Genomic DNA, 16,235 nt, shown 5'->3' with positions numbered 1-16,235 from the left:
GGCGCTACCGCTTCAACTGCCGCTTCAGCGTGGCATCGAGGGTGATCGGCCGATCCCAGTGCTCGTAGCTGGCCACGATGGCGTGGCGAACGGCCCGGTAGTGCAGGTTCTGCGGCTTGGCCGGCATCCGCTTCACCACCTCGGCCCAGCCGCCCTCGGGGTCCTGGCTGAAGGCACGCACGCTGTCGCGGCAGGTCTGGCCACTGGCCTTGGCCCAGAAACAGGCGAAATAGATGTCGCCGGCCTGCCACCGGTGGGTGGTTGCCAGCGCGGCGATGTAACCGCGCGGTACACCGGCATAGCGCGATACCTCGTCGAGGAAGGCATCGGGGTAACGCTCGGCGTAGTGGTTGATGTCGGCCAGCTGGGTGTCGACCCAGGCATCGCCGGTATCCACCTCATAGGTCGCCGAACGTTCGGCGGTCTGCTGCGCCAGCACGATGGCCGGCGCCAGCAGCAGGGACAACAGCAGGGCGCGCAGTGGCAGTTTCATGCTTCGATTCTGCCGCAGCGGCCGCGCCGTGTCAGGCCGCGGCAGCGGCCTTGGCCTCGATCGTCGCCAGCGCCGCCGGCCAGTCCCAGGCGGTATCGGCGTTGACCATGCGTGGTTCGTCGTCAGCCACGCCGTGCTGGGTCTCGTGCGCCCAGGTCACCGCGTACGGGGTGTGGATACCCCAGCCGCCGAGGGTGATCACCGGTTCGATGTCCGAGCGCAGCGAATTGCCGACCATCACGAACTGCTGCATCGGCAGGTCGAATTCGGCCAGCACGCGGGCATAGGTTTCCGGGTCCTTCTCGGACACGATCTCGATGCGCGGGAACAGGTCCGCCAGCGCCGCGACCTTGATCTTGGCTTCCTGGTGGAACAGGTCGCCCTTGGTGATCAGCACCACCGGGTACTGCGCGGCGATGGCGGCCACCGACTCGCGTACGCCGTCGATCAGTTCGACCGGGTGGCGCAGGGTGTCATGGCCGATGTCGAGGATGCGCTGGATGTCCTTGGCCTCGATCCGCTGCGAGGTGATCTCGATGGCCGCTTCGATCATCGACAGCGTCATGCTTTTCACCCCGTAACCGAACACGCCGAGGTGGCGCTGCTGCACTTCCAGCAGGTGGCGGGCGGTCTGGGTGTCGTGGACGTCGATGTAGCGCGACAGCAGGTCCAGGTAATCCTGCTCGGCCTTGCGGTAGTAGTCCTCGCTCTTCCACAGCGTGTCGTCACCGTCAAAACCGACCAGGCCGATGGCGCGCGAGGGCGCAGGCGTGGAGGTGTTCATCGCCCTAGGATACAGGCGCGGCGATGACGAAAAAAACCCGGGTGGCCGAAGCCACCCGGGTTGCCCATGCACCGGTTGTCCCGAATTCAACCGTGGATCAGCGACCCTGGCCCGCGGCCGTGCCACCCGCGCCGGCACCCGCCTGCTGGGCGGCCACGTAGGCCTTGTACTCGTCGGCGCTCAACTGGCCGTCCTTGTTGGCATCCGCCTGGTCGAACACCTGCGCAAGGCCCGCATTCACCTGCGACTCGCTCTTGCTGATGGTGCCGTTGCCATCGGTATCGATGCTGGCCCACGTCTGGCCGCCGCCGTTGGCCTGCGCCGAGGCTGCTGCGGCCGCGTCGGTGGCCTGGTCAGCCGCTTGGCCTGCCTGTGCCGCCGCCTGCTGGGCCTGCGCCGCTTCGTTCTGTGCATGCGCGGCCTGCTGCTTGGCCGACTGCGCCATCGCCGGGATGGCCAACACGCTGCCGGCGGCGACGATCAGGGCGATCAGGGGCTTGCGGTTGCGAATAGTCATCTGGGGTGTCTCCTGAAGGGTGGTAGTGCGCGGTCGTTGTCTCCGCACGGCACCTACCCTGCCACCGCGTTTCTGAATCGATTTTGCGCCGCGATTCCCTCGAACACGCATGGTTAACCACTGGCGCAGACGCATGCGTTAGCGCGGTGGTTAGTGCGAAGTGAGCAGGTAGTAAGACGAGCATTCAGCGCTGCACGATTTAACCGGCAACGAACGAAAAACCTGCGTCAGTCGACGGTTTTTTCCGATGACCGCGAACTGAACAACACCCATCCCAATGCAACACCGGAGAGCGCACCGGCGATCTCCAGCACCACGCGGCTGCCCAGTTCGTTCGGATCGTGGATGGTGGACAGGAACAGGCGCGCATACAGCGGCGACTCCAGCCGCACGATGCCCATGTAGAACAGCTTCCAGGCGTCGATGCCGGCGGAGATGATCACCGCGATCACGCACGACCAGCCGATCGCATGGCCCACGGTCCAGTGCAGCACCCGGCACAGGTGGTGCCACAGGAAATACACCAGCAGGCCGACCAGCAGGGCGATGAGGCCCGCCTCAAGCGTACCGAGCAGGCCGAAATGCAGGGGAAGGTTCATCGGGCGGGGACGCAGGAGAAGGCGGCCAGTGTAAGGGGTATCGGCAGGGCTGCGCTCTGGTACGCGCCATCGCATACGCGCTGTCGCTCCCACGCTTCGCTGCGCGAACCGCGGGCCCCCCTTACCAGCTTCCACACCCCCGCCGCTTCGCGGCCGCCCCCTGACTCAGGGGGCTCTTCCCCAGACGAGTACCGGCGGCTTCAGTAGATCCACGCCATGCGTGGATGGATTTCCATCGAATCGAATATTTCGACAATTGAACGAAGAACATCCACGCATGGCGTGGACCTACCGTGTCGACCAAGGTCGACACCCACCAGGAGCACGCCAAGCCATTCCGACAGATCGCGGAAATCTGTCGAAGGCGGGGTGGGTCCGGTTGCGGGGGCGTGAGCCGCATGGATGCGGCGACCGAGCTTACATGGACGTACTTGCAGCGGCCCCCGCAACCGGACCCACCCCGCCATCCCACGGAATGCCCGCTGTTGCTGTTGCTGTTGCTGTTGCTGTTGCCGTCAATTCGGCGGGTGCAGGGCGCAGCCCTGCCGACAACCCCTTACCGCACTGGCACGTCGTAGGCGGTACCGGAGTCCGGCTCGGGCTGCAGCGTGTAGTGCCACCACTCCTGCGCATAGTTGGCGAAACCACGCCGTGCCATCGCCTGTACCAGCTGCTGGCGGTTGGCCTTCTGTGCGTCATTCAGGCCGGGCGTCTGCGTATGCGCGCGCGGGCCGAAGAAATCGAAATCGGTGCCCATGTCCATCGGCGTACAGCGCCCGCTGCGGCAATCCAGCAGGCCCAGATCCACGGTGGCACCACGGCTGTGGCCGGAGCGCTCGGCGATGTAGCCGTCGCTCAGCAGCTGCGGCTTGTCCAGATCCGGATACTGCAGCGCCTTGCGCGACTGTTCCTGCGGATCACTTACCCAGGCCATGAACGCCTGCACCGCGCGCACCGGGCGATAGCAATCGTAGAGACGCAAGCCAAAACCCTGCGCGCGCAGGTCGGCTTCCACAGCAGCCAACGCCTTTGCCACCGGCGCCAGCAGATAACACGCGGGCGCCTCATAGCCGGGCACGCGCGCAGCGGTGAAGTTGTTGGCACCGGCGTAGCGGATGTCCATCTCGATGCGCGGTGACAGCGTGCGGATCTCCACCAGTCCCGCCGCAGTGACGTCGGTGGCGGGCGAGATGCGTGGTGGCTCAGCGGCGTGGGCCGCCGCTGCCAGGGCAATCGCCAGTACGAGTGAAATGCAGGTCCTGGAAGTCATAGCTGAAGTCGATCTCCGGATCGATGGCGCGCAGTTCCAGCGTCGGCGTGCCTGCATCGGGATTCAGCCACGCCTGTGCCGCGGGTTCCAGCGTATCCCACTGCAACAGCCAGCGACCCTGCAGCTGCTGCACCGTTGCCTGCAGCGCGGGCGATTTGTCCACGCTGAAGCGCAGGCCATTGCTGGTGGGGCATAGCGAGGCGGGGCCCAGCCAGGGATCGCGGTAACGCCCCTGCCAATGCGCCAGATCGGTTGCTGCAGCCGGTCGGGCAGCCCGGGTAGAGGGTGCACGACTTCCCGTGGCGGCACGCGCGGCCTGATCGGCCTTCAGCTCGGCCAGGTAGTACCCCACAGGTTGCGCGTCATCCGGCGCGGTGAACTGTTTCAGCGTCGACTGCATCAACGCGGTGCGGGCTTCTTCGGCCTCGCCGTTGATCAGCATCACCACGCCGACCTTGCGATCCGGCAGCAGCGCCAGCGAGGAATACATGCCCGACAGCGTACCGGTGTGCGCGACCTTCCAGTGCCCGTCCATGTCCGACACCCGCCAGCCCAGCCCATAGCCATAGAAGTGGGCGTTGTCCCACTTGCGTTGGCGTTCGCCCAATGGCATCGGCATGTGCAGCGTCCACAGCATGCGGCGTTGCTCGGCGCCCAACCACGCCGGTGCCAGCGCCGGGTCCAGCAGCACCTGCATCCAGCGCGTCATGTCGCGCAGCGAACAGCGGATGCCACCGGCCGCCATCGACGTCAGATCGGGGCTGAGCGTTCCATCGGCACCGGCCACCACATTGCGGCCATCGCGACGCACATGCGGTTGGGCGACATTGCCGACCTGCTTCACCGACCATGCGCCCACCTGGCAACGGGTCATCCCCAGCGGTTCAAACACCCGCTCGCGCATCAGCTGGTCATAGGGCTTGCCACCGGCGGCCGCAGCCACCTCACTGGCAACGACGTACATCAGGTTGTCGTAGGCGTAGCCGCTGCGGAAACTGGTGACCGGCTTCAGGTGTGCCAGCCCGGCGATGACATCGCTGCGGGTGAAGGCATTGGGCTCAGGCCACAGCATCAGGTCACCGGCACCCAGGCCGAGGCCGCTGTTGTGAATCAGCAGATCGCGCACCTGCAGGTGTTCGCCCACCCACGGGTCATGCATGCGGAACGCCGGCAGATGACGGCGTACCGGGTCGTCCCAGCGCAGCTTGCCCTGCTCCACCAGCGTGGCCAGCAGCGCGGCGGTCATCGCCTTGCTGTTGGAGGCGATCTTGAACAGCGTGTCTTCATCGATGCGGCCGCCGTCACCGCGCGCGCCTTCGGCGTGGCGATAGACCACCTGGCCATCCTCGACCACCGCCATCGCCAGCCCCGGCAGGTGCTCGTGCTGGCCCACGAAGGCGATGTCGGCGTCCAGGCGTGCGGTGTCCACCGCCCCTGCTGGGGCGGTGGGGCTGGCCAGTGCTGCAGCCAGTAGCAACAGACGATGCAAGTCAGTCTCCGTCAGGCAGCGCGCAGGCAGGTACGGCGTTCATCAAACCACGCCGCCCCGCAGGGCGGCGCGCAGATGCATCCTCAGTAATTCCAGGTCACCGTCAACTGCGCATAGCGCGGCGACTGGAATCCCGTGCCATAACCATACATCGGGTTCGGCGTGCCGATGCTGTCCTGCGGCTCGTAGTCCTGGTCCACGGTGACCACGCGCTGCTGGTTGAGCACGTTGTACACCGCCAGCTTCAGGCGCAGGTCAGTGGGGATCGGCACCTTGTAGGAAACGCTGACGTCCAGATCGTAGGTCCACGGGGTACGGCCATCGCCACCGCGCGGCGAATGCACGAACACGCGTTCGGAGGGGACCGTCGACTGGCAGTTGGACACACACACGTAATAGCTGTGGAAGTCGGTGTCGTCGAAGGGATTACCCGCACCGAAGCGGGTGATCGGGCTGCCCGACTGCACGCCCAGGGTGGCGGCCACGCTGAGGTTCTCGGTCAGCGCGTAGCTGCCGCGGAACTTGAACTGGTGGCGGCGGTCATTGGCCAGATAGCCATAACCGCGGTAGTTCACCCATGGGTTGTCGAAGTTCTCGGTGCGGCCAGCGTCGGCGAAGTCGGTATCGGAGTTGACCGGGCCTTCGGCGTTGCCGCGGCCATAGGCCAGCGTATAGGACGCATTGAAGCCCCACTTGCCATCCCACGCGCGATCGACCTGCAGTTCCAGCGCCTTGTAGTCACGCTTGGGCTTCACCCAGCCGCGTTGGCCCACGTAATTGCCGTCGTCGTCATACAGCGCCCAGCCTTCCTTGGAGGTGTCGATGTCGATCCAGCCATCGTTGCTGCCATCGCAATTGGTGTCCCCCCAGACTGTGTTCGTGCGCCCGGGGTTTCCCATGATCCAGACGCCGTCGATCGCACCACACTGGCCGGTGGCGGTGATGTTCATGTCATCGATGGCGTTGCTCAGGCGCCGGTAGGTGACGCTGGCGGCAACCGACCACGATTCACTCAGCATGTGCTGGAAGCCTAGAATCGCCTCATCCTGATAGACCGGATCCATGTCCCGGTTCACCTCGGCGCGCAGGTCCGGCACGCTGCCATCGCCCTGCGAATTGTCGACCGGACCGATCTGGCCGCCCAGGTTCGGCACGTTGTTGGCGGCGCCGGTGTAGCCCAGGAACTCATACCAGGTGCGCTCATCGAGGAAGCCACCGGCCTGCTTGATGTTGATGACGTTGGCCACCGGCAGGTAGTAACGACCCAGGTTGCCGAACACCTTGGTGGTGCCATCACCACGCACGTCCCAGGCGAAGCCCAGGCGTGGCGCGATCATGTTGTCTATCTTGATGTAGCTGTCGCCGTCGCCGCCCTTGTTGTCGAACCCTTCCACGCGCGCGCCGATGTTGAGCAGGAAGTTCGGGGTGACCTGCCAGTTGTCTTCCAGGTAGTAGGCTGAGTTGATGGTCTCGAACGAACCGGCCACTTCGTAGCGGCGGGTACGCGCGACCAGGCCGCTGGCGGGCACGGTGCCGCCGTTGAGTGAACTGCCCGGCGTGCGGTAGTAGATGTCGTAGCGCAGGCCACCGGGACCGGGATAGGCGCGCTCGTAGTCGGAGGTGTTTTCTTCGCGGTCCAGGCCAAAGCGCAGCAGATGGTTGCCGATGGACCATTCAAAGTCGGCGCGCGCGGCCTTGCGCGTATCCAGCGCCGACTCCAGCTGCGAGCTGCTGGTGCAGCTGCGGTCACCCTGCAGGTTGGAAGGCACGCCCTGGCTGGCAGTGCGGTTGTCGAACACGCGGTTGCAGTTCTCGTCCATCAACGAGCTCTGCGTGCGGTTGCGCTTGTTCTCACCATACATCAGCTTCATGGTCAGATCGTTGTTGACCTGCCAGCTGTAGGTGCCCGACCAGTTCCTGCCGCCCACCGTGTTGTAGATCTGGTTGTTGCGCTCGGCTGCGACAGTGCCGGTGTCATGGTCGTAGCGATAGACGTCGGTGACGGTATCGCTCTTGTCGGAGAATCCGAACAGCGACAGCATCTGGTTGTCGGTGATCTGCCAATCCAGCTTGCCGCCCCAGAACGGATCATCGGCAGTACCCCGGTTGAACACGGTACCGGCATCATTGGTCGAATTGGGCGTGTAGTCGCGCGCTTCGTACATGCCGAAGAAGAACAGCCGGTCCTGCACCAGCGCACCGGAGGCGAACACATTCAGCGCACTGCGCGAGTAGTCGTCACGGCTGGCGGTGATGTAACGGCTGCCGTCGCCGTCATAGCGGTCGCGCGCCTGCGACTGCCAGGCGCGTGGCTCGAAAACCAGTTCGGCACCGGCCTTGAAGTCGTTGCTGCCCGAGCGGGTGACGGCGTTGATGACGCCGCCGGTGCTGCGACCGAACTCCACCGAGTAGCCGCCGGTCTTCACCTGGAACTCCTGGTAGAACGAGAACGGTACCGACGAGAACCCGACCCGGTTGTAGAAATCGGTGACGTTCAGACCGTTGATGTAGACGGTGTTCTCCGCCACCGACGAACCACCGAAGGAGATGCCCTGTCCACCCAACGAGCCCTTGCCCTTCACCGCGCCGGGCGCCAGCAGCGCCACCGCGGTGATGTCACGGTCCACCGGCAGCCGCGACAGTTCCTCGCGGGTGATGTTCGTGGCCGACTCGGTGGACTTCACGTCCACCATCGACACCACCTGCGGCGCGCGCACTTCCACGGTGCCCAACGTGCTGACCGCGCCCAGCGGCACATTCACCGTGGTTGCACTGCCCAGGCTAACGGTGACCTGGCCGACGCGGCTGGCAGCACCGCCCGGCAGGCTGACCTCCATGTCATAGGTGCCGACCGGCAACAACGGAATGCGGTAGCTGCCCTTGCTGTCGGCCTGCACCGAACGCACAAAGCCGGTGGCGGGGTTGCGCACGGTAACGGTGGCACCGGCAGGCACCTGCCCGGCATTGCTGGTCAGGCGGCCGACCACGGCACCGTCCTGCGCGAATGCGCTGGGCGCCAGCGTGGCCAGACACGCGCCGAGGGCGACGCACAAGGCCGCCCGCTTGATGTTGTAAGCCTTCATCCCCTGCTCTCTCCTGCAAGAATTGAATGGTGGTGGGGTGGTGTGTCGCGCTAGCGTTGCCCGGCTGGCAGTACCCGCCACTGGAAGTCGTAGCTCCATTGGTCGAAGTACAGGTTGCCGCCTGACCACTCGGCCTCGCCGCGCTGCGAGTCGACCGTTTCCGAGCGGTAGTGCTGTTTGGCCGGCACGAACGCCTGGCCGAAATCGTCGTTGAAGGCGATGCGGTAGCCATCGAGGCCACCGAGGTAGAAGTCACGCAGCGCGGGCGTGTCGCTGGCCAACGCGCCGGTGGTCACATCCATCGGCAGCCAGCCATAGGGCGCCAGGTAGGCCTGGCCCCAGTCGTGCAGGTTGTTGTAGCCGCTGCCATCGTCGGAGAACACCATGCCCGACTGCCAGCGCGCGGGAATGCCGTTCATGCGCAGCAGGGCGATCAACAGCAGTGTCTGCTGCCCGCAATCGGCATGACCGGCGCGCAACGCGTAGTCGCTGATGTTGCTGAGGGTCGAGTACTCGCGCGCACCGGCCCATGGAATGCGGTCGACCGCGGCGAACAGCTTGCGTACCACTTCATACGGGCGTGTCTCGCCCTGCAGCACCTGGGCGGAGAACAGCTTCAGCGCCGGCGTGAAGCGCACGTGCGGCAGCTGCTCGGCCAGATAGGGCTTCAATGCTGGATCATTCGGCGTGGCCTGCACCTTCGTCGCATCGATTGCCGTGTGGCGCGCGAAGATCGTCACCGCATAGCGGATTTCAAAGTGCGTCGGCTGCCCGGCCACCGCCTTGGCTTCCAGGTAGGCGGTGCGCTGCTGGGTGCTGGCCGGGGCGACTCGAGCCTTGCCTGGTGCACTGCCGATCCACTGCACGCGCTCCTGCTGGCCGGGAATCTCGCGCGGGTACGGAATCCAGGCACGTACGGTTTCGCCGGCCGGTACGGCATCCGCCTTGACCGTCAACGATTGGGTGAATTCGATGCGCTGCGCCAGCACGGATGCCATGCCGCTCTGTTCGGCGGCGGCAACCACGCGCGCGTGATGCGCGTTGAGCACCTCGTTGGGGCCCGGCGCCGGCATCGGCGCATCCGCGCGGCGGCGTGCACGCGCTTCATCGCTGAGCAGGAACAGGTTCGATGGTGCGCGCTTGAAGTACCAGCGCGTGCCATCGATGTCGAGATGTTCGATCAGGCCAAGCTGGTCCCAGCGCGCGAATTCCTCGTCGGTCAGGTCGGGAATCCAGCGGCGTACCGCTGCTTTGGCTGCGGCTTGGTCAAGGGAGAAATCCAGTTTGATGCGGCGCATGCGCTCGCGTTGGAACGCGCTTTCGGCAGCATCGCCTGCGGTCGCCAGCAACGCATCGGCATCGCTGAAACGACCGCTGTCGACCAGATCGATCAGCTGCGTTTCCCGTTCGCGATCAGTGGCGCTGCGCGGATCCGCGGCCGGTGCCGCCGACGCCCACAGCAGCAGCGCGGCACACAGGCCGGCAGCGGCAGGCAGAGACGGTTTGCGAACGGCAGGATCCACAGCGACACTTCCCAAGCGCGGGTGGTAACGGCTGTGTAACACGGGCCGGAAGACCGGTCAATAATTTATTCTTGCTTTCGGGGCCGAAAGGAATAAATATTCCAACAGGCATTCGAGGAGGGTGTGCAGCGCATGATCCTGGCTTCCCGCGAACCGCGTCGGCACTGGCCGCACCGGTTGACCTTGGCACTGGCCCTGGGCCTGCTGGGCGCACCCGCATTCACCCAGGCGGCCACGCCTGTACCCGACCCCGGCGCCCCGCTGCCTTACGTGATCGGCCTGCACGAGGCCTACCTCACCGCGGACTACTGGGCGGCACGGCTGGACAATGCCGACGCACCTATCCTGGACCGCGCGCAGATCGAGGCGCAGAACGCACGGATGCGCGCGCAGGACAAGCACATCCAGGACATCGCCACCCTGCCTGCGCAGCTCAGCGCGGCACAGGTGCGTGACAGCATCACCACGCTGTCGAGCTGGCCCACGCGGGCGCTGTATGACGACAAGGGCCGCGCCATCGCACCGGACGTGCGCAGCGCGATCGAAGCCAACCTCGGTCTCGATGCAGTTCCGTCGCAGGTGTCGCCGGACTACGCCCTGGTGGTGAAGCGCGCCGCGCTGCGCACCTTCCCCACCCGCCAGCGTGTCTTCAGCACCGTCGGCGATACCGACATCGACCGCTTCCAGGAGTCGGCACTGTTCCCCGGCGACAAGGTTGCCGTCGTCCACCGCAGCACCGACGGCCGCTGGCTGTTCGTGCACAGCGAGCGCTACAGCGCATGGATCGAAGCCGACGCGGTGGCCAGCGGTGACAAGGCCACGGTGCTCGGCTACGGCGCGAAGGGCCCGTACCGCATCGTCACCGCCGCCACAGCGCACACCGCCTACACACCCGAAGAACCGCGCGTATCGCGCCTGCAGCTGGACATGGGCATGCGCCTGCCGGTGTTGGCCGACTGGCCCGCCGCTGAGCCGGTGAACGGGCAACAGGCGCACGCCTCTTGGGTGGTGCAGCTGCCGGTGCGCGAGGCCGATGGCCGCCTGAAGCTGGTGCCGGCGCTGCTGCCGCGCTCGCAGGACACCGCCGCCGACTACCTGCCGCTGACTCCGCGCCAGCTGCTGCAGCAAGCGTTCAAGTTCCTCGGCGAGCGCTACGGCTGGGGCCACGACTACGACACCCGCGACTGCAGTGGATTCGTATCGGAGATCTACCGCAGCTTCGGCGTGCTGCTGCCACGCAATACCAGCGCACAGGCGGTCAGTCCCGCGCTGGACCGCTTGCCGTTCACCGCCAAGGACGGCAAGGCCGTGCGCGACCGCGCTGTCACCGATCTGCAGGTGGGTGACCTGGTCTACATCCCCGGCCACGTGATGATGGCCATCGGCCACGTCGATGGCCGCACCTGGGTGATCCACGATACCGCGGGCGGCAGCTGGTTCGGCGCCGACGGCAAGCGTGTGCAGGCCCACCTCAATGGCGTATCGGTCACCCCGCTGGAGCCGATGATGGCCAGCGACAGCGTCCGCTACATCGATCGCATCACCAACATCCAACGCCTGCGTGCCAAGAACCCCTGAATGAAGATCACCGCCATCGAACTGGGCATGCTGCGCGTGCCGCTGAAGACCCCTTTCAAGACCGCGCTGCGCACGGTGGAAACCGTGGAGGACGTGGTGGTGCTGATCCGCACCGACAGCGGCCACACCGGCTACGGCGAGGCGCCTGCCACCGCGGTGATCACCGGTGACACCCACGGCTCGATCATCGAAGCGATCCGGCACTTCATTGCCCCGCGCCTGATCGGCCAGGAGGTGGTCAACCTCAACCGCCTGTGCACGCTGGTGCAGACCGCGATGGAGCGCAACACCAGCGCCAAGGCGGCGGTGGAGATCGCCCTGTACGACCTGTGGGCGCAGCTGCATGGCGCGCCGCTGTACCAGATGCTCGGTGGTGGCGACCCGGTGATCACCACCGACATCACCATCAGCGTGGACTACATCGACAAGATGGTGGCCGATTCGCTGTCGGCGATCGAACGCGGCTTCGAGTCGCTGAAGATCAAGGTCGGCAAGGACATCGGCGTGGACATCGAGCGGGTCAAGGCGATCCATGCCGCCGTCGAAGGCCGCGCGCTGCTGCGCCTGGATGCCAACCAGGGCTGGACCGCCAAGCAGGCGGTGCATGCGATGCGCACGCTGGAAGATGCAGGTGTGGTGCTGGAACTGCTGGAGCAGCCGGTCAAGGCCGCCGACATCAGCGGCCTGAAGTACGTGACCGATCGGGTCAACACCCCGGTGATGGCCGACGAGAGCGTGTTCAGCCCGAGCCAGGTGATGGACCTGATCCAGCAGCGTGCCGCCGACATCATCAACATCAAGCTGATGAAAACCGGTGGCCTGTCCAACGCAATCCGCATTGCCGACATCGCCGGCATCTACGGCGTGCCGTGCATGATCGGCTGCATGATCGAATCCAGCATCAGCGTGGCCGCAGCGGTGCACCTGGCGGTAGCCAAGAGCGATGTGATCACCAAGGTCGACCTGGATGGCCCCTCGCTGGGGCAGTTCGATCCGGTCAGCGGCGGGGTGCGCTTCAACGAGTCGGAGATCAGCATCAGCGATGTGCCGGGGTTGGGCATCACCGAAGTGCGGGGGTTGGAGATGCTGGGTTGATTTCTGCCTTGCGGCTGGCTTGGCGTACAACTGACGTTGGGTCGGGCGTTACTTTTCTTTTCGCGAAAAGAAAAGTAACCAAAAGAAACGCTCCGCCGGCCGCGAGCCGACGTGCTGCGCACGCCGGTGCCCTGCGCTCCTCGGTCCGCCGAGGGACGGCGCGGAACTCGCTGCGCTCAGACACCCGCGCCTCTTCGCCCTCGCCGGACCTGCGGTGCTCGGCTCGCTTGAAGGCGGACTCAACTGCAGCTCCGGGTAGATCCACGCCATGCGTGGATGCCCTTGCTCCTGCTTTTTCCCCACTCCGTACCCCCTTCGCGGCTGGCACCCGCCCGAGCCACCACATACTCTGCTCTACGCCGCCAACCGCAACGCGGTCCTCTATGCTCCAGCGCACGACCATCGGACGCCCCGCATGCCGCCCCTGCTGAAAATCCGCACCGAGCGCGGGCAGATGTCGGCCATCGAACGCCGCATCGCCGACTTCATCCTCGACAACGCGCACCTGCTGCGCGACTACTCCTCGCAGCAGCTGGCCAGCGCGCTGGGCATCAGCCAGTCCAGCGTGGTCAAGTTCAGCCAGAAGCTCGGCTTCAAGGGCTACCCTGACCTGAAATATTCCATCGGCGAGGACGTCGCCCGCGCCGGTGCCGACCCACAGCAGGCGCCCGCCGAACCAGACATCAGCGATGACTACCTGCGCCTGGGCGACGCCCTGCGCCGCAGCAAGGCCCAGGCCGAGGAAGAAACCCGCCAGGCCAACCCACGCGAGGAGATCGAGCGCATCGTTCAGCTGCTCGACGGCGCGCCCAAGCTGTTTGTGCATGGCCTCGGTGACGATGGCCTGTACGCGCGCGAATTCGCCATGCGGCTGTCGCTGCTCGGCCTGCTGGTGGTGCCGCATACCGATCCGATCCTGATGCTGGCCAACCTGTCCGCCGCGCGCCCGGGCGATGTGCTGCTGATGTTCTCCGAGTTCGGCAAGTTGCCACAGCTTTCGCAGCTGTCGCGCCAGTTCCAGGACATGGGCGGCAAAGTGGTGTCGATCACCCGCCACACCGCCAACCCGCTGCGTGCGCATGCCGATGCAGCACTGGTGGTGTGCGCACACGACCGCGCGCCGCAGGTGGCGCAGCTGCTGTACCGTAGCGCCATGCATGCCCTGCTCGATTTCCTGTTCGTGCTGCTCTGCCACGCCAATCCGGATCGCCAGCAGCAGCTGGCGGTGAACCTGGAACGGATCGACCACCTGCTGGATTCCTGACCGGAGCGCCCGATGAACCTGCTGCTGGCCCGCCTTGCATCTGCCGCGCTGCTGCTCGTTGCCGCAGCTGCTCTCCACGCTGCCCCACTGGACAACGCTCGCCAACTGATCGTGGTCACCAGCGAGACCTGGGACAGCACGCAGGGCCAGCTGCAGGCCTTCGTGCGCGACGGCAAGCACTGGCGCAGGCACGGCCAGGCCTTCCCGGTGGCGCTGGGTCGCACCGGCAGTGCCTGGGGCCTGGGCCTGCATCCTGCCCAGAACGACGGTCCGCAGAAACAGGAAGGCGATGGCCGCAGTCCGGCCGGTGTGTTCGCGCTGGGCAGCGCGTTCGGCTATGCCATCACCCGGCCCGGCACGGCGATGACCTATCAGCCGATGCTCGAGAGCAGCTACTGCATGGACGTGCCAGCATCGCCGTTCTACAACCGCATCGTCGATGCGAAGAAGGTGGGCAGCGCCGCCATCGCCGGTTCCACCGAACCGATGCGGCTGGACCTGCACAACCAGGGTGACGTGCGTTACCGGGAAGGCTTCGTGATGGCGCACAACCCGGACAACCAACCCGGCAAGGGCAGCTGCATCTTCGCCCATCTGTGGCGCCAGCCCGGCGAGGCCACCGCTGGCTGCACTGCGATGCCAGAGGTGCGCATGCAGGCGTTGCTGGACTGGCTGCGCCCGCAGGACACGCCACGCTTCGTCCTGTTGCCAAGGGCCGAATACCAGCGCCTGCAGGCACAGTGGAAGCTGCCCGCGCTTGAAGGAGCCGTACGTTGAGCGCCGCCGACGAACCCCAACTGCAGCGCGCGGTCAGCCGCTGGCAGATCGTCGGCCTGTCCATCAACGATGTGGTCGGCAGCGGCATCTACCTGCTGCCGGCGGCCACGGTCGCCCTGCTCGGCCCCTTCAGCCTGTGGGGCGTGGTCGCCGCCGGCATCGTCGTCGCCCTGCTGGTGCTGTGCTACGCGCAGGCGGCCAGCTATTTCGATGAACCCGGTGGCAGCTACCTGTACGCGCGCCAAGCCTTTGGCCGCTTCGCCGGCTTCGAGATCGGCTGGATGATCTGGCTGACCCGCATCAGCTCGGCCGCAGCGCTCAGCAATGCGCTGGCCGACGCTGTGGCGCGGTTCTGGCCGTGGGCAGGCGCAGGCATGGGCCGTATCGCGATCATCGTTGTCTCGCTCGGTTTCCTCACCGGGGTGAACATCATCGGCGTGCGTTCGGCCGCCCGCACCGGCATCGTGCTGGTGATCGGCAAGATGCTGCCGCTGCTGTTGTTCGTGGCCATCGGCGCGTTCTACATCGACCCACAGCTGGCCTTCTCCGGCCAGCGCCCGGACCCGCACGACCTGCAGCGCATGGGCGAGGCGGCGCTGCTGTTGCTGTATGCCTACGCCGGGTTCGAGAACATTCCGGCCGCAGCCGGTGAATACCGCAACCCACGCCGCGACATCCCGTTCGCGCTGATCACCATGATCGTCACCGTCACCGTGATCTACGCGGCGGTGCAGATCGTGGCGCAGGGCACGCTGCCCGGCCTGGCCAACTCGGCCACGCCACTGGCCGATGCGGCCTCCAGCTTCGGCGGCGAGGCGCTGGCGCTGATCCTCACCGTGGGCGCGACCATCTCCATCCTCGGCACCAACAGCAACACGATGATGATGGGCCCGCGGTTCCTGTTCGCCCTGGCCCGCGATGGCTACGGCCCGAAGGTGCTGGCGCAGGTGCACCCGCGCTTCCGTACCCCGGCCGCGGCGATCTTCTGCCAGGGCCTGATCGCCCTCGGCCTGGCGCTGTCCGGGTCGTTCGTGCAGCTGGCACTGCTGTCGATGACCACACGCCTGTTCGCCTACATCGGCACGGCCGCCGCAGTGCTGGTGCTGGCCAAGCGCTATGCCGACCGTCCCGGCGCGCTGAAGCTGCCCGGCGGCCCGTTGATTCCGGTGCTGGCCCTGCTGCTGTGCGTGGCCCTGTTTGCCAGTGCCAGCTGGCAGAACATCGTCGCGGCGCTGGTCGCCTTCGCCGTTGGCGCGGTGATCTACAAGCTGCCGCGCAAGGATGCCGCTGCTGATTGACCTGCCGATCACGCTGCCGGTCCGGCGCGTTAACCGGCCGATGGGCACGATCAGGCTTCGTCCACTACGGAGCCTTCTGTCCATGAGCCCCGATTACCAGATCCCCGGTCGCGTGCCGGAAGACAGCACCCCGCGCGAGGCCATTTCCGACTACTGGCGCGACCGCTACAGCGCCGAACCGTATTACGACGCCAGCCTGCTGTTCGATGACTACGAGCCGGCCTATCAGATCGGCCACGCAGCGCGCTTCAACGAAACCCGCGCCGATCAGGTGATCCGCGCCTACGAACAGGTCGAAGCGGAGTTGCAGTCCCGCTGGGCGACGGAGCGCGGCAAGAGCCGCCTGGAATGGGATCAGGCCCGCGCCGCTGTCCGCCGCGGTTGGGATGAAGCCCATGTAGCCGATCCGCGGCTGACGCGCCACGGTTGACCCCTCCAGCAGTTGACTGATGCAGGCCCAGTAGC

14 protein-coding genes are annotated in these 16,235 nt (G+C 66.1%); 6 read left to right on the top strand and 8 right to left on the bottom strand.

Annotated elements, in window-relative coordinates; genetic code table 11:
• Positions 1-4: 4 nt before the first annotated feature.
• The 8 genes from CR918_RS00250 to CR918_RS00215 all read right to left on the bottom strand — a co-directional run bounded on the left by CR918_RS00250 (position 5) and on the right by CR918_RS00215 (position 9,758).
• Positions 5-493 carry a hypothetical protein gene (locus CR918_RS00250; protein ID WP_033830185.1) on the bottom strand — a complete coding sequence of 163 codons (489 nt, stop codon included), beginning with the start codon at positions 491-493 and terminating at the stop codon, positions 5-7.
• A 31-nt stretch (positions 494-524) separates the two neighbouring features.
• Entirely contained in the window at positions 525-1,277 is a 753-nt protein-coding gene (locus tag CR918_RS00245; RefSeq protein WP_032975604.1) for an HAD family hydrolase, read from the bottom strand.
• A gap of 97 nt (positions 1,278-1,374) precedes the next feature.
• Positions 1,375-1,794, bottom strand: coding sequence for an EF-hand domain-containing protein (locus tag CR918_RS00240; RefSeq protein WP_025878233.1), 420 nt, complete (start codon positions 1,792-1,794; stop codon positions 1,375-1,377).
• A 227-nt stretch (positions 1,795-2,021) separates the two neighbouring features.
• On the bottom strand, positions 2,022-2,393 hold the full coding sequence (locus CR918_RS00235; RefSeq protein ID WP_059065767.1) for a hypothetical protein: 372 nt from the start codon (positions 2,391-2,393) through the stop codon (positions 2,022-2,024).
• 556 nt (positions 2,394-2,949) lie between these two features.
• On the bottom strand, positions 2,950-3,663 hold the full coding sequence (locus CR918_RS00230; protein WP_033830184.1) for a M15 family metallopeptidase: 714 nt from the start codon (positions 3,661-3,663) through the stop codon (positions 2,950-2,952).
• Positions 3,596-5,152, bottom strand: a complete 1,557-nt coding sequence (locus CR918_RS00225; RefSeq protein WP_099841789.1) for a serine hydrolase domain-containing protein — start codon at positions 5,150-5,152, stop codon at positions 3,596-3,598. The genes CR918_RS00230 and CR918_RS00225 overlap by 68 nt, the downstream gene beginning before the upstream one ends.
• 83 nt (positions 5,153-5,235) lie before the next feature.
• Positions 5,236-8,235: a TonB-dependent receptor gene (locus CR918_RS00220; protein WP_099841788.1), complete on the bottom strand. Its 3,000-nt coding sequence runs from the start codon at positions 8,233-8,235 to the stop codon at positions 5,236-5,238.
• 50 nt (positions 8,236-8,285) lie between these two features.
• Positions 8,286-9,758 (bottom strand): transglutaminase-like domain-containing protein, encoded by a 1,473-nt coding sequence (locus CR918_RS00215; RefSeq protein ID WP_099841787.1) that lies wholly within the window; start codon positions 9,756-9,758, stop codon positions 8,286-8,288.
• Positions 9,759-9,890: 132 nt separating this feature from the next.
• Between CR918_RS00215 and CR918_RS00210 the strand changes: the two genes are divergently transcribed.
• From CR918_RS00210 to CR918_RS00185, 6 genes are all read left to right on the top strand, one after another.
• Positions 9,891-11,336 carry an SH3 domain-containing protein gene (locus CR918_RS00210; RefSeq protein WP_099844194.1) on the top strand — a complete coding sequence of 482 codons (1,446 nt, stop codon included), beginning with the start codon at positions 9,891-9,893 and terminating at the stop codon, positions 11,334-11,336.
• The gene (locus tag CR918_RS00205; protein ID WP_025878242.1) at positions 11,337-12,431 is read left to right on the top strand and encodes a dipeptide epimerase; all 1,095 of its coding nucleotides are present in this window, start codon (positions 11,337-11,339) and stop codon (positions 12,429-12,431) included.
• Between the two features lie 415 nt (positions 12,432-12,846).
• Positions 12,847-13,695 carry a MurR/RpiR family transcriptional regulator gene (locus tag CR918_RS00200; protein WP_032975614.1) on the top strand — a complete coding sequence of 283 codons (849 nt, stop codon included), beginning with the start codon at positions 12,847-12,849 and terminating at the stop codon, positions 13,693-13,695.
• 12 nt (positions 13,696-13,707) lie between these two features.
• The gene (locus tag CR918_RS00195; RefSeq protein ID WP_099841786.1) at positions 13,708-14,472 is read left to right on the top strand and encodes a L,D-transpeptidase family protein; all 765 of its coding nucleotides are present in this window, start codon (positions 13,708-13,710) and stop codon (positions 14,470-14,472) included.
• Positions 14,469-15,770: an APC family permease gene (locus CR918_RS00190; RefSeq protein WP_099841785.1), complete on the top strand. Its 1,302-nt coding sequence runs from the start codon at positions 14,469-14,471 to the stop codon at positions 15,768-15,770. The genes CR918_RS00195 and CR918_RS00190 overlap by 4 nt, the downstream gene beginning before the upstream one ends.
• Before the next feature lie 82 nt (positions 15,771-15,852).
• On the top strand, positions 15,853-16,200 hold the full coding sequence (locus tag CR918_RS00185) for a hypothetical protein (protein WP_025878246.1): 348 nt from the start codon (positions 15,853-15,855) through the stop codon (positions 16,198-16,200).
• The last annotated feature ends 35 nt before the right edge of the window (positions 16,201-16,235 follow it).

Source organism: Stenotrophomonas indicatrix (assembly GCF_002750975.1).
Taxonomy (GTDB): domain Bacteria; phylum Pseudomonadota; class Gammaproteobacteria; order Xanthomonadales; family Xanthomonadaceae; genus Stenotrophomonas; species Stenotrophomonas indicatrix.
This window is presented reverse-complemented; position numbering and strand designations above follow the sequence as displayed.